We start from the raw sequence: 12,888 nt of genomic DNA, 5'->3' as shown, positions 1-12,888 counted from the left end.
GCGGTAGCGATGAGGCCGAGTTTTTTGTTCATGGTGTTGTCTCCTGAAGAAATCTTTGTGGGATGCGAGAAAAGGTCTTGTGGACGTGTCTTTTGCTTCAGACGCCGAGCAGCTCGGTGAGCACTGGCATCTTGGCTTCGAGCTCGGCAGCGCCGAACTTCTCGACGATGCGGCCGTGCTCCATCACGTAGAAGCGGTCGGCCAGCGGCGCGGCGAAGCGGAAGTTCTGCTCCACCATGACGATGGTGTAGCCCTTGGAGCGCAGCGTAGTGATCATGCGGGCCAGCGCCTGCACGATGACGGGCGCGAGGCCTTCGGAAATCTCGTCGAGCAAGAGCAGCTTGGCGCCCGTGCGCAGGATGCGCGCCACGGCCAGCATCTGCTGCTCGCCGCCCGACAGGCGCGTGCCCTGGCTGTTGCGGCGCTCGGCCAGGTTGGGGAACATGGCGTAGATCTCTTCGACCGACATGCCCTGCCCCGCGCCTTTGAGTTCGGGCGGCAGCAGGAGGTTTTCCTCGCACGAGAGGCTGGCGAAGATGCCGCGCTCTTCAGGGCAATAGCCGATGCCCAGGTGCGCAATGCGGTGCGTCGGCATGCCGATGGTCTCTTTGCCATTGACCTCGATGCTGCCCTTGCGTGCGCCGGTCAGGCCCATGATGGCGCGCAGCGTGGTGGTGCGGCCCGCGCCGTTGCGGCCCAGCAGCGTGACTACCTCACCGGGCTGCACGACCATGTCGACGCCGTGCAGCACGTGCGATTCGCCGTACCAGGCTTGAAGGCCCTTGATTTCCAATGCGGCGGTCATCAGTGGGCCCCTTGGAGTTGGCCGTCGGTGGTGCCCATGTAGGCTTCCATCACCTGCGGGTTCTTCGAGACTTCGGCGTACGGGCCTTCGGCCAGCACGGCGCCGCGCTGCAGCACGGTGATGGTGTCGGCAATGGTCGAGACCACGCTCATGTTGTGTTCGACCATCAGGATGGTGCGTCCGGCCGACACGCGCTTGATGAGTTCGGCCACGCGGTGCACGTCTTCATGGCCCATGCCCTGCGTAGGTTCGTCGAGCAGCATCAGCTCGGGTTCCATTGCGAGCGTGGTCGCGATCTCGAGCGCGCGCTTGCGGCCGTAGGGCAGGTTCACGGTCTGTTCGTCGGCGAGTTCTTCGAGGCCGACTTCAGCCAGCAGCTCGCGGGCTCTGGCATCCAATGGCTTGAGCGACTTCTCGCTCTTCCAGAAGTGGTACGAGGTGCCCAGCCTGCGTTGCAGGCCCAGCCGCACGTTCTCGAGCAGCGTGAGATGCGGGAACACGGCCGAGATCTGGAACGAGCGGATGATGCCGCGCCGCGCGATCTGCGCGGGCCGCTCGCCGGTGATGTCCTGCCCGTTGAACAGGATCGTACCGGTGGTCGGTTCGAGGAACTTGGTGAGCAGGTTGAAGCAGGTCGTCTTGCCGGCACCGTTCGGACCGATGAGCGCGTGGATGGATCCGCGCACCACCGACAGGTCGACCTTGCTGACCGCCGTGAACCCTTTGAATTCCTTGGTGAGCTGGCGTGTTTCGAGAATGACGTCGCTCATCTCGCGAAGTCGCCCGGGTACGGAAAAAGAATATCGGTCATGCGGTCCATCTCAATGCGCCACCATCGAGCGCGGACCGATTGTTCGTGGGCCTACCCCGCTTGCATACTGGGGCAAATGCCTATGCTGCAGTGCAACCTGCACGGACCGGCGCACATTCGAATCGGGGACTGTCGTTGTGACGACAAAGAAAGCTCCGGCGGCATCGGAAACCCCAAGCCGGTGCGCACTGGGGTCTGCGTAGACTGCAACCAACATGCCGGACTTCCGCTCTCCCGACTTCCTGACCGACCACATCCTGCACACGCTGGCTTTCTACGAGCCGCGCGACCTCGATGCCACGGGCGGCTTCTTTCATTTCTTCAAGGACGACGGCACGGTGTACGACCGGCGTACGCGCCATCTCGTGAGCAGCACGCGCTTCGTGTTCAACCATGCGATGGCGTATCGCCGCTTCGGCATTCCCGCGCATCTTGCAGCCGCGCGGCACGGCCTTGCGTTCGTCGAGCATGCGCATCGGCAGCCGGGTGGCGGCTATGCATGGCAGATCGACTGGCATCAGCAGCGCGCCACCGTGCAGGACGGCACCAATCACTGCTACGGCCTGGACTTCGTGCTGCTCGCGCAAGCGCATGCGCTGATGGCCGGCATCGAGGAAGCGTATGCGGGGCTGGAGCACACCTGGCAACTGATGGAGCAGCATTTCTGGGAGCCACGGCACCAGCTCTATGCCGACGAGGCCACCACCGACTGGCGCATCGGCGCCTATCGCGGACAGAACGCCAACATGCACGCCTGCGAGGCCCTGATGGCCGCATTCGAAGCCACGCAGCAAACGCGCTACCTCGACCGCGCGCTGGCAGTGGCCGAATCAGTGACCGGCAAGCAGGCCGCGCTGGCAGACGGACTGGTCTGGGAACACTACCGCGAAGACTGGTCGGTCGACTGGGACTACAACCGCGGAGACAAGAGCAACATCTTCAGGCCCTGGGGCTTCCAGACCGGCCACCTGACCGAATGGGCCAAGCTGCTGCTGCAGCTCGAAGGCCATCTCGCCACCAAGGACCGTACGGCCGACTGGATCGTGCCGCGCGCGCGCCATTTCTTCGACACCGCCATGTTCCGCGGCTGGGACGCCGACAACGGCGGGCTGGTCTACGGCTTCGGCCCCGACGGCAAAGTGAGCGACGACGACAAGTACTTCTGGGTACAGGCCGAGAGCTTCGCGGCGGCCGCCCTGCTCGCGGTGCGCACCGGCGAGGCCAGCTACTGGGACTGGTACGACAGCATCTGGGCCTACAGCTGGGAGCACTTCGTCGACCACCGGTACGGTGCCTGGTATCGCATCCTCACGCCGCAGAACCGGAAGATCAGCGACGAGAAGAGCCCCGCCGGCAAGACCGACTATCACACCATGGGCGCGTGCCACGACGTGCTCAGGGCGCTGCGCAAATAAGAACCCCCAGGCTCCTTGCGGAGGCTGGGGGTGAATGGTGTGAGGACGATGCGCGGTCAGTGTGCTCCGGCTGCGGCGTCGCCACCAGCGCCGCCCTTCTGCGGCCTTGCCAGCCACACCAGCGGAATCAGCAGCAGGAACAGGATCGCCGACGCGTAGAAGATGTCGTTCGTGGCCAGCATGTAGGCCTGCTGGTCGACGATGCGGTTGATCTGCCCCAGCACCTGGTCGGCGCTGAAGCCGCTGGCGTTGAGCCCAGACATCGCGCTCGTGGCTGCGTTGTTGCCCTGGTTGATCGTCTCGGCCAGTTGCGTATGGTGCAGCGTGGCACGGTTGTCCCACAGCGTGGTGGTGATCGACGTGCCCATCGCACCCGCAGTGATCCGCAGGAAGTTCGACAGCCCCGACGCGGCCGGGATCCGGTCTGGCGTGAGGCCCGACAGCGTGATGGTCACGAGCGGGATGAAGAAGAACGCCATCGCGATGCCCTGGATCACCGTCGGGATGATGATGGTGACGAAGTCGGCCTGCGTGTTGAAGTTCGACCGCATCCACAGCACCAGTGCGAACACCAGGAACGAGAAGGTCGCGTAGCGGCGCGGATCGATCTTGGCCACCGTGAGCCCCACCACCGGCGAGAAGAAGATCGCCAGCAGCCCCACGGGCGCCATGATCATCCCCGCCTGCGTGGCGGTGTAGCCCATCCACTGCTGCAGCCACAGCGGCAGCAGCACCACGTTGCCGAAGAACAGGCCGTAGGCCACGGCCGTTGCCACGGCGCCCGACCAGAAGTTGCGGCGCTTGAACAGCGACAGGTCGACCACCGGGTGCTTGTCGGTCAGCTCCCAGACCAGGAAGAACGCGAAGCCGACTACGGACACCACCGCCAGCGTGACGATCTGCGCCGAGTGGAACCAGTCGAGCTCCTTGCCCTTGTCGAGCATCAGTTGCAGCGAGCCCACCCACAGCACCAGCAGCGCGAGGCCGACGGCGTCGATAGGCACCTTGTGCGTGCTGCTCTCGCGCTTGCGGTACAGCGTCCAGGTGATGGCGGCCGCGACGATGCCCACGGGGATGTTGATGTAGAAGATCCACGGCCACGAGATGTTGTCGGTGATCCAGCCGCCCAGCAGCGGCCCCATCACCGGCGCGACCAGCGTGGTCATCGACCACATGGCCATCGCAAGGCCTGCCTTGGCGCGCGGATAGCTCGACAGCAGCAGCGTCTGCGACAGCGGAATCATCGGACCCGCAACGAAGCCCTGCAGCGCGCGGAAGGCGATCAGCGTCGTCATGTTCGGTGCCAGGCCGCACAGCAGCGAGGCGACCATGAACAGGATCACGCTGGCCATGAACAGGCGCACCTGTCCGAAGCGCTGCGTCATGAAGCCCGTGAGCGGCACCGCGATGGCGTTGGCCACCGCGAAGCTGGTGATGACCCAGGTGCCTTGCGTGGTACTCACGCCCAGGTCGCCCGAGATGGCGGGCAACGACACGTTCGCGATCGACGAATCGAGCACGTTCATGAAGGTTGCCGCAGACAGCGCTACCGTGCCCCAGACGCGGGCTGCGCCTTCGAGCGGTGGATGCGCAACGTAAGCAGGAGCAGCGGTGGCCATTGCGGTCGCGCGAACTGTTTGCCTGAATTACCCGAGGGAAGCGCGGGCGATCAGCCCGGCTGCCCCTGCACTGCCACCGATGCCGCGGCGGGCGCGCTCGACGGTGCCGCCGAGCCCTTCGACGGCGCGGTGGCCGTTGCCGGTGCGCTGCGGCCGAGGTTGGCCGCGACGATGCGGTCGACTTCGGCGTCGGCGCCGCGGTCGAGCTGGCTGTACACGGCCGTCTGCGTCAGCGCAGTGGCGCGCGGCGCGTCGGCGAGCATCTTGCCGCTCTTGGACGAGATGTCGACTTCGGCGTCCATCGACAGGCCGATGCGCAGCGGGTTGGCCTTGAGCTGCTCGGGGTCGAGCGCGATGCGCACGGGCACGCGCTGCACCACCTTGATCCAGTTGCCGGTGGCGTTCTGCGCGGGCAGCAGCGCGAACGCACTGCCGGTGCCGACGCCCAGGCCCGCAACCTTGCCGGTGTACTCGACCTTCTTGCCGTACACGTCGGCCGTGAGCTTCACGGGCTGGTCGATGCGGATGTTGCGCAGCTGCACTTCCTTGAAGTTGGCGTCGACCCACAGCTGGTTGAGCGGCACGATCGACATCATCGGCGTGCCGGCGGCCACGCGCTGGCCGAGCTGCACGGTGCGCTTGGCGACATAGCCGTCGACCGGTGCGGGCATGGCCACGCGCTGGGTGGCGAGGTAGGCCTCGCGCACCTTGGCGGCGGCGGCCAGCACGCTAGGGTGCTGGGCCACGCTGGTGCCGTCGGTCAGCGACTGGTTGCTGACCAGCGCTTCCTTCGCGGCGACCACGCCGGCCTGCGCCGCGGCGAGTGCGCTCTTGGCGGTGTCGAGCTGCGTCTCGGCGTGGTTGAGTTCTTCCTTCGACACGGCGCCGTTGCCCGACAGCGCGCGGCGGCGCTGCAGGTCGTCCTGCGCCTTGGCGATGTCGCTCTGCGCCTTCACGATGTCGGACTGGCGCAGCGTGACCTGCGCGGCCAGCGAGCCGTTGTTGGCGTACAGCGTGCGCACCTGGCGCACGGCCTGCGCGAGGGCGGCTTCGGCCTGTTCGAGCGACACCTTGGCATCGGCTGGGTCGAGCTGCACCAGGGGCTGGCCGGCCTTCACGAAGTCGGTGTCGTCGGCGCCGATGGCCATCACGGTGCCGCCGATCTGCGGCGTGATCTGGATGACGTTGCCCTGCACGTAGGCGTTGTCGGTGTCCTCGTAGTGGCTGGCAACCAGCCATTCGTAGAGGCCCCAGCCGCCGCCGACGACGATCACCACCGCGGCGAGCGCGGTGAGTGCGCGGCGGCGCTTGCCGCTGTTGGCGGGCGCCTCGGAGGCTGCAGGAGCTGCAGCTGCAGCGGGCGTCGGAGTGTTGTTGTCGCTCATGATGAAGTTCTTTCCGAAGACGAGGAAGTCGGGTCAGTTCTGGTCGGTTCTTGTTCAGTTCACTGCGGCCGCGGGGGCCGAGGCGGTGGCCGTGGCCGGGGGCTGCCAGCCGCCGCCCAGCGCGCGCGCCAGGCCCACCTGCGTGTCGAGCGCGCGGGCGGCGAGGTCGACGGCCAGCCGGCGCTGCGCCAGCACGGAGGTTTCCGCGGTCAGCACGTTGAGGTAGTTGCCGAGGCCCGCGCGGTAGCGCTGCACGGCGATGTCGTAGGCGCCTTCGGCAGCGGTCTGCGCTGCGCGTTGTTCGGTTTGCTGGCGCGTGATCGACTGCGCGCTCGTGACCTGGTCGGCCGCGTCGCGCACCGCGTCGAGCACGGTGGCGTTGTAGCTTTCGATGGCCACGTCGAGGTCGGCCGACTTGCCGCGCAGGTTTGCGCGCAGCTTGCCGCCTTCGAAGATCGGCAGGCTGATGGCCGGGCCCACGCCCCACTGCTCGCTGCCCGACTTCAGCAGCTTGCCGAAGCCCAGGCTCTGGAAGCCGACGAAGGCCGTGAGGTTCACGTTGGGATAGAAGAGCGTCTTGGCGTTGGCCACGTCGCTCGTGGCTGCCTCGACGCGCCAGCGCGCGGCGGCGATGTCGGCGCGGCGGCCGAGCAGGTCGGCCGGAATGCTCCCCTGCAGTGCCATCGGCTTGACGCCAGCAAGCACCGGCGGCTTGAGCGATGCCGACACATTCGGCTGGCCGACGAGCGCGTCGAGCGCGTGCTGTTGCAGCGCGATCTGCTCGTTGAGCGATTCGATCTGCTGGCGTGCCTCGGGCAGGCCGCCTTCGCTCTGGCGCAATTCAAGGCGGGTGTCGAGGCCGGCGGACACGCGGTCGCGCACGAGCTTGAGCGTTTCGTCGCGCTGCGCCAGCGTGCGCTGGGCGACGGTGAGCTGGTCGTTCAGGCGCGCCCATTGAAAGTAGCTGCGTGCCACGTTGCTCGCGAGCAGCACGCGGGCGGCATCCGCATCGGCAGCCGCGGCATTCGCCGAGCCGATGGCGGCGTCGAGCGCGGTGCGGTTCTTGCCGAAGAAGTCGAGCTCCCAGCTTGCGCCGAGCTGCAGCAGGCCGATGTTCTGCGTGGAGCCGCCCAGCGGTGCGGGGTAGATGTAGTTGCTGTTGAACTTCTGGCGATCCAGGTCGAGCTCGGCGTTGACCTTCGGCTTGAGGGCCGAGCCGGCGATGTCGGCGGAGGCCTGCGCGCGCGCGAGGCGGGCTTGCGCGACCTGCAGGTTGGGGTTGCCGGCCACGGCCTGGTCGATCAGCGAATTGAGCTGCGTGTCGCCGAAGGCGAGCCACCATTGGCTGTCGAGGCGGGACACAGGCGCCGCGGCGCTGTCGGGCGCGATGCCCAGCGACGAGGCGTCGCGCAGCTTGGCCTGCGAGCCGATGCCGGCCATGTCGGCACATCCGGCAAGTGCGACCACGAGCAATGCTGCGGCCACGACGGGGGTGCGACGCACAGCGCGCACGGCGAGGGAATCAGTCATTTTTATCTCCACGGGCCGCGAGGGCCTGGGCGTTGTCGAGGATGCGGCGCAAGTAACCCTTGAGCTGCTCCCATTCTTCGGCGCTGAAGCCAGCGAGGTGTTCGTTCTGCACACGGCTGAGCACGTAGGGCACTTCCTTGGCGGCGGCACGGCCTTCGTCGGTGAGTTCGATGTTGACCACGCGGCGGTCTTCGAGCGAGCGCACGCGGCGGCACAGGCCCTTGGCTTCGAGGCGGTCGAGCAGGCGCGTCATGGCGCCGGTGTCGAGCTCGCAGGCGCGGGCCAGTTCGGCCACGGTGGTGGCGGCGCCGGTGTGCAGCTTGTAGAGAGGCAACCATTGCGGATAGGTCGGGCCGCCGGGCTCGCACATGCGGGTTTCTACTGCCTGACCAACCAAAGTGATGATGCGGCGCATCAGATAACCGATGCTCTCTTCGGTCGAGTAGGTCTCCGCGCGATAGAAGACAGGCGGGCGACGCTCGGCGTCGGCAGGGACCGACGGGGCTACTGGAATGTTTGCATCGCTCATGGGGCAAAATATTAGCTGCCGCGGCAGTAATTGTCAAGGCCGCCTTTGTGGAGGCAAGGGATCGTTAGAATCGGCGCATGGCTTCTACCCCACCGTCTTCCATGGCCAAGGGCTCGCCCCGGTCGCTGTCGGGCCTGAGCCCTTTTCTTCGCCCCTACCGCGTGCAGATCGTGCTGGCAGCCCTCTTTCTGGTGCTGGCGGCGGTTACCACGCTGGTTTTCCCTATCGCTTTGCGCAATCTGATTGACGGCGGCTTGATCAGTACCGACAAAGGCGCCCAGACCATGGCGCTGCGCGAGCACTTCGGCGCCCTCTTCGCGGTGGCCGTGGCGCTGGGCGTTTTCTCGGCGGCGCGCTTCTATACGGTGAGCTGGCTGGGCGAGCGCGTGACGGCCGACATCCGCAACGCGGTCTACGGCCATGTGCTGAAACAGAGCCCCGTCTTCTTCGAAACCACGCAGACCGGCGAAGTGCTGTCGCGCCTGACGGCCGACACCACGCTGGTACAGACGGTCGTCGGCTCGTCGCTGAGCATGGGCCTGCGCAACGCGGTGATGGGCGTGGGCGCCCTGGCGGTGCTGATCTGGACCAATCCTTACGTGATGGTGCAGGTACTGGGCATCCTCGTGCTGGTGGTTCTACCGAGCATGTGGTTCGGCCGCCGCGTGCGCAAGCTGTCGCGCGCCAGCCAGGACCGCGTGGCCGATTCGAGCGCCATTGCCGCCGAGGTGCTGAACGCTATTCCCGTGGTGCAGAGCTACACGGCTGAAGGCCGCGAGGCCGCGCGCTTCAACGGCTCGACCGAGAACGCCTTTCGCACCGCCGTGCGCCGCACCAAGGCACGCTCGGTGCTGGTGGCGTTCATCATCATCGCGACCTCGGCAGCGCTGCTCTGGGGCCTTTATCAAGGCACGCAGGCGGTGCTGCGCGGCGACATCACGGCCGGCCACCTGGGCCAGACCGTCGTCTACGTCGCCATCCTGGCCAGCGCGACTGCGGTGCTCGGCGAGGTGTACGGCGACCTGCTGCGCGCCGCCGGCGCGACCGAGCGGCTGATGGAGTTGCTGCATGCGCCCGCCGCCATCTTTTCACCGCCGAGCCCGACGGTCACGCCCGTCCCCGTGGCGGGCAGCACGATCAAGTTCGATGCGGTGACCTTCCATTACCCATCCCGACCAGGCACACCGGCACTGCGCGACTTCAGCCTCGAAGTCGCGCCGGGCGAAACCGTGGCCCTGGTGGGATCGAGCGGCGCGGGCAAAAGCACAGTGTTCCAGTTGCTGCTGCGCTACTACGACCCGCAATCGGGCCGCCTGCTGCTCGACGGCGCGCCGCTGGCCTCGCTCGCCCTGCCCGACCTGCGCACCCGCATCGGCCTCGTGCCGCAGGACGCGGTGATCTTCTCGACCACCGCGTTCGAGAACATCCGCTACGGCCGTCCCGAGGCGACAACCGAGGAAGTGCATGCCGCAGCACGCGCCGCCTTTGCCCACGACTTCCTGCAGGCGCTGCCCGAGGGCTACGACACCTTCCTCGGCGAGCGCGGCGTGCGGCTGTCGGGCGGACAGCGCCAACGCATCGCGATTGCGCGCGCGATCCTGAAGAACCCGCCGCTGCTGCTGCTCGACGAAGCCACGAGCGCACTCGACGCGGAAAGCGAGCGCATGGTGCAGGCGGCACTGGAATCGGCAATGGAAAACCGGACCACGCTGGTCATCGCTCACCGGCTGGCAACGGTGCAGAAGGCCAATCGCATCGTGGTGCTGGACCACGGCGGAATCGTCGAGCAGGGAACGCATGCGACGCTGGTCGCGCAGGGCGGTGTATACGCGCGCCTGGCTGCGCTTCAGTTCACGGCCTGAGCAGCCGCGACCGGCTGGTCGATTACTGCAGGGTTTCTTTCAACGCCGCCGGAATCGGCAGCGCCATCACCGGAATGCCTTCGTCGAGCAGCGCTTCGGTCTGCTCCGGCGTCGCCTGGCCGCGAATGCCGCGCTCCTGGGCTTCGCCATAGTGCATCTTCCGGGCTTCGTCAGCAAAGCGGTCGCCGACGTCTTCGGTCTTTGCCAGCACCTCGCGCACGGCGCGCATCCAGCGGGCTTCGGGTGAGAGTTCGGCGGAAACGTTCGAGGCAGCAGTCGGTGCCGCAGCCTCAGGCGCCTTGGCATTGCCCAGATTGAGGCGCGGCGCGCTCAGCAGCTTGACGATGGCGGTGTCGCCACAGACCGGGCACTCGACCAGTCCGCTGGCCAACTGGCTATCGAAGGCCTCGTTGGACGCGAACCAGCCCTCGAAGCCGTGGCCGTGCGCGCAGCGGAGATTGAGAACCTTCATCCGCGGATTATCCCGCGTGACCTTCCGCAGGGGCAGCCTTCCAATCCAGTGTCCATGCGCCCGAAAGGACGTTCTGCAGCCAGAGCGTGCAGGTCAGGGTCTTGGCGTCGGTCACTTTGCCGTCGCGGCACCAGCCGGCCAGCTCATCGGGCGTGGCCGTGAACACGTCGAGAAACTCGCCATGATCGAGCTGCCGCTCACCGAGTGAAAGGCCGCGCGCGAAGTAGATGTGGATGATTTCGGTCGAGTACGCCACCGCCAGGTGCATGGCGCCCGCATGCGCCCATTCGCGCGCGGTGTAGCCGGTTTCCTCAATCAGTTCACGCCGGCCGCAATCGAAAGGGTCTTCGCCCGCATCGAGCTTGCCCGCCGGAAATTCGATCATCACGTGGCCGACCGGGTAGCGGAACTGCCGCTCCAGCACCACGCGGCCGTCGTCCAGCAGCGGAATCACCACCACGGCGCCCGGATGCACCACGTACTCGCGCGTGGCGCTGTGGCCATCGGGCAGCCGGATGGTGTCTCGCCTGGCCTCCAGGAACTTGCCCTTGAACAGCTCTTCGCGGCTCGTGAGCTCTTCCTTCAGATGGGAATCGGTGGTGTCGATGGGCGTGGTCATGTCGTCCTCGTCAATGCCTGTGCTTCATCAGATAGCGCCAGGTGAATCCTGGAAAGGCCAGCACGATGAACAGCGCGCCAGTCACCGCATAGAACTCCCAGCCCTGCGGGGCAATCTGCCCTGCCCTGCGCTCGAACAGCAGCCCGATACCGCCGGCCAGAAAGTACAAGACCACCAGTTCGGCGAGACGCACCGCGAGCGACTTGGGTTTCGTCACCAGCGGCACGACGCCGAACAGGCGGTCGTTGAAGAACGGCAGGTTGGCAGCCACCAGGGCCACCAGCAGAACGACCCAGACCGACGCGGTTTGCGACACCAGGTCGGGCCGCGTCAGTGGGCCAGGGTTGCCACGATCGCGTCGTAGCAAAGCGTCATCAGGCCGCCGGGCACGATGCCCAGGATCAGGATCAGCGCACCGTTGATCGTGAGCACCGTGCGCACGTCGCGCGGCGCCGACACGGTGGTGGCCGTGACGGGTGCGTCGAAGTACATGACCTTGACCACGCGCAGGTAGTAGAACGCGCCGATCAGCGACATCATCACCGCGAACACGGCCAGGCCGATGTAGATGGCGTGGCCCGATGCAATCAGCGCCTGCAGCACGGCCAGCTTCGCGTAGAAGCCGACCAGCGGCGGCAGACCGGCCAGCGAGAACATCGCAATGGCCATCACGCCGGCGTACAGCGGGCTGCGCTGGTTCAGGCCAGCCAGGTCGGTGATCTCTTCGCTTTCGAAGCCTTCGCGCGCCAGCAGCAGGATGATGCCGAAGCTGGCCAGCGTGGTCAGCACGTAGGTCACGATGTAGAACATCGAGGCGCTGTAGGCGTACTGGGCGTTGTAGGTGCCCTGCTGGTCCGAGCCGGCGACCAGGCCGAGGAGCATGAAGCCCATCTGCGAGATCGTCGAATAGGCCAGCATGCGCTTCAGGTTGCTCTGCGCAATGGCGGCCAGGTTGCCAACCAGCAGCGAGGCGATGGCGAGCACGGCCAGCATCTGCTGCCAGTCGATGGCAAGCGGCTGCAGAGCGTCGACCAGCAGGCGGATGATGATCGCGAAGGCAGCCAGCTCGGGCGCGGCGCCGATCAGCAGCGTGATCGCAGTCGGAGCGCCCTGGTAGACGTCAGGCACCCACATGTGGAACGGCGCAGCGCCCACCTTGAAGGCCAGGCCGGCGACGATGAACACCAGGCCGAACACCAGCACCTGGTGGTTCACCTTGCCGCTCGCGATGGTCTTGAACACTTCGTTGACGTCGAGCGAGCCGGTCGCGCCGTACATCATCGACAGGCCATACAGCAGGAAGCCGCTGGCCATGGCGCCGAGCACGAAGTACTTCATCGCCGCTTCGCTGGCCACCGCGTTGTCGCGGCGCAGCGCCACCAGCGCATAGCTCGACAGCGTGAGCAGTTCGAGGCCCAGGTAGATCAGCAGGAAGTTGCTGCCCGAGATCATCACGAACATGCCCAGCAGCGCGAACATGCTGACGGTGAACATCTCGCCGCCGCGCAGCATCTCGCGGTCGGCCGCATAGGGACGGCCGTAGACCAGCGTGACCATCAGGGCGACGGTGGCGAAGCACTTGAGCCAGTTGCCCATCGGGTCGCTGACGACCATGCCGCCGAAGCCGTAGATCGTCTTGGCGTCAAGGGCCTGCAGGCCCGACAGCACGGCGACCACGGCAAGCGTGGCCAGCGTCAACACATAGGTGCGGGTACGGCGCGGGCTCGTGTCCGACAGGTCGACCAGCGCAATGATGCAGGCCATGACCAGCAACACGATTTCGGGGTAGATCGTGACCCAGCTGAGTTTGTCAATCATCTCGTTCTCTTCTTCAGCGTGGC

General features: G+C 66.4%; 11 protein-coding genes and 1 pseudogene. 2 read left to right on the top strand and 10 right to left on the bottom strand.

Annotated elements, in window-relative coordinates:
• Nucleotides 1-97 precede the first annotated feature (97 nt).
• Nucleotides 98-805: an ABC transporter ATP-binding protein gene (locus BMW87_RS26535; RefSeq protein WP_093079937.1), complete on the bottom strand. Its 708-nt coding sequence runs from the start codon at nucleotides 803-805 to the stop codon at nucleotides 98-100.
• Nucleotides 805-1,575 (bottom strand): ABC transporter ATP-binding protein, encoded by a 771-nt coding sequence (locus tag BMW87_RS26530; protein ID WP_093079935.1) that lies wholly within the window; start codon nucleotides 1,573-1,575, stop codon nucleotides 805-807. Before BMW87_RS26530 ends, BMW87_RS26535 begins: the two co-directional genes overlap by 1 nt.
• Nucleotides 1,576-1,831: 256 nt before the next feature.
• Between BMW87_RS26530 and BMW87_RS26525 the strand changes: the two genes are divergently transcribed.
• Nucleotides 1,832-3,031: an AGE family epimerase/isomerase gene (locus BMW87_RS26525; protein ID WP_093079932.1), complete on the top strand. Its 1,200-nt coding sequence runs from the start codon at nucleotides 1,832-1,834 to the stop codon at nucleotides 3,029-3,031.
• 56 nt (nucleotides 3,032-3,087) lie between these two features.
• Here the strand turns inward: BMW87_RS26525 and BMW87_RS26520 are convergent.
• The 4 genes and pseudogenes from BMW87_RS26520 to BMW87_RS26505 all read right to left on the bottom strand — a co-directional run.
• Nucleotides 3,088-4,653, bottom strand: a pseudogene (locus tag BMW87_RS26520) (DHA2 family efflux MFS transporter permease subunit); the annotation flags it as partial.
• 47 nt (nucleotides 4,654-4,700) lie between these two features.
• Nucleotides 4,701-6,035: an HlyD/EmrA/EmrK family protein gene (locus BMW87_RS26515; protein ID WP_093079930.1), complete on the bottom strand. Its 1,335-nt coding sequence runs from the start codon at nucleotides 6,033-6,035 to the stop codon at nucleotides 4,701-4,703.
• Nucleotides 6,036-6,089: 54 nt separating this feature from the next.
• On the bottom strand, nucleotides 6,090-7,565 hold the full coding sequence (locus BMW87_RS26510; RefSeq protein WP_093079927.1) for an efflux transporter outer membrane subunit: 1,476 nt from the start codon (nucleotides 7,563-7,565) through the stop codon (nucleotides 6,090-6,092).
• Nucleotides 7,558-8,094: a MarR family winged helix-turn-helix transcriptional regulator gene (locus BMW87_RS26505; RefSeq protein WP_093057837.1), complete on the bottom strand. Its 537-nt coding sequence runs from the start codon at nucleotides 8,092-8,094 to the stop codon at nucleotides 7,558-7,560. The genes BMW87_RS26510 and BMW87_RS26505 overlap by 8 nt, the downstream gene beginning before the upstream one ends.
• A 77-nt stretch (nucleotides 8,095-8,171) precedes the next feature.
• Between BMW87_RS26505 and BMW87_RS26500 the strand changes: the two genes are divergently transcribed.
• Nucleotides 8,172-9,956: an ABC transporter transmembrane domain-containing protein gene (locus BMW87_RS26500; RefSeq protein WP_093079925.1), complete on the top strand. Its 1,785-nt coding sequence runs from the start codon at nucleotides 8,172-8,174 to the stop codon at nucleotides 9,954-9,956.
• 22 nt (nucleotides 9,957-9,978) lie between these two features.
• Here BMW87_RS26500 and BMW87_RS26495 read toward each other — a convergent pair whose 3' ends face one another.
• Genes BMW87_RS26495 through nuoN form a run of 4 tightly spaced genes read right to left on the bottom strand, consistent with a single transcriptional unit; the run spans nucleotide 9,979 to nucleotide 12,865 of the window.
• The gene (locus BMW87_RS26495) at nucleotides 9,979-10,428 is read right to left on the bottom strand and encodes a DUF1178 family protein (protein WP_093079922.1); all 450 of its coding nucleotides are present in this window, start codon (nucleotides 10,426-10,428) and stop codon (nucleotides 9,979-9,981) included.
• Between the two features lie 7 nt (nucleotides 10,429-10,435).
• Nucleotides 10,436-11,047 (bottom strand): NUDIX domain-containing protein, encoded by a 612-nt coding sequence (locus BMW87_RS26490; RefSeq protein ID WP_093079920.1) that lies wholly within the window; start codon nucleotides 11,045-11,047, stop codon nucleotides 10,436-10,438.
• Between the two features lie 10 nt (nucleotides 11,048-11,057).
• Nucleotides 11,058-11,363, bottom strand: coding sequence for a DUF2818 family protein (locus BMW87_RS26485; RefSeq protein WP_093079917.1), 306 nt, complete (start codon nucleotides 11,361-11,363; stop codon nucleotides 11,058-11,060).
• 14 nt (nucleotides 11,364-11,377) lie between these two features.
• A complete protein-coding gene (gene nuoN / locus BMW87_RS26480) occupies nucleotides 11,378-12,865 on the bottom strand; it encodes an NADH-quinone oxidoreductase subunit NuoN (protein WP_093057842.1) in 1,488 nt (495 codons plus the stop codon).
• Between the last annotated feature and the right edge of the window lie 23 nt (nucleotides 12,866-12,888).

The organism is Variovorax sp. OV084 (assembly GCF_900111625.1).
Lineage (GTDB): Bacteria > Pseudomonadota > Gammaproteobacteria > Burkholderiales > Burkholderiaceae_C > Variovorax.
Note: the sequence above shows the minus strand (reverse complement) of the source record. Positions and strands in the feature narration are given on the sequence as shown.

Coding starts and splice junctions, on each gene's coding strand:
- BMW87_RS26535 (WP_093079937.1), bottom strand. CDS start 805: ATGACCGCCGCATTGGAAATCAAGGGCCTTCAAGCCTGGTACGGCGAA.
- BMW87_RS26530 (WP_093079935.1), bottom strand. CDS start 1,575: ATGAGCGACGTCATTCTCGAAACACGCCAGCTCACCAAGGAATTCAAA.
- BMW87_RS26525 (WP_093079932.1), top strand. CDS start 1,832: ATGCCGGACTTCCGCTCTCCCGACTTCCTGACCGACCACATCCTGCAC.
- BMW87_RS26515 (WP_093079930.1), bottom strand. CDS start 6,035: ATGAGCGACAACAACACTCCGACGCCCGCTGCAGCTGCAGCTCCTGCA.
- BMW87_RS26510 (WP_093079927.1), bottom strand. CDS start 7,565: ATGACTGATTCCCTCGCCGTGCGCGCTGTGCGTCGCACCCCCGTCGTG.
- BMW87_RS26505 (WP_093057837.1), bottom strand. CDS start 8,094: ATGAGCGATGCAAACATTCCAGTAGCCCCGTCGGTCCCTGCCGACGCC.
- BMW87_RS26500 (WP_093079925.1), top strand. CDS start 8,172: ATGGCTTCTACCCCACCGTCTTCCATGGCCAAGGGCTCGCCCCGGTCG.
- BMW87_RS26495 (WP_093079922.1), bottom strand. CDS start 10,428: ATGAAGGTTCTCAATCTCCGCTGCGCGCACGGCCACGGCTTCGAGGGC.
- BMW87_RS26490 (WP_093079920.1), bottom strand. CDS start 11,047: ATGACCACGCCCATCGACACCACCGATTCCCATCTGAAGGAAGAGCTC.
- nuoN (WP_093057842.1), bottom strand. CDS start 12,865: ATGATTGACAAACTCAGCTGGGTCACGATCTACCCCGAAATCGTGTTG.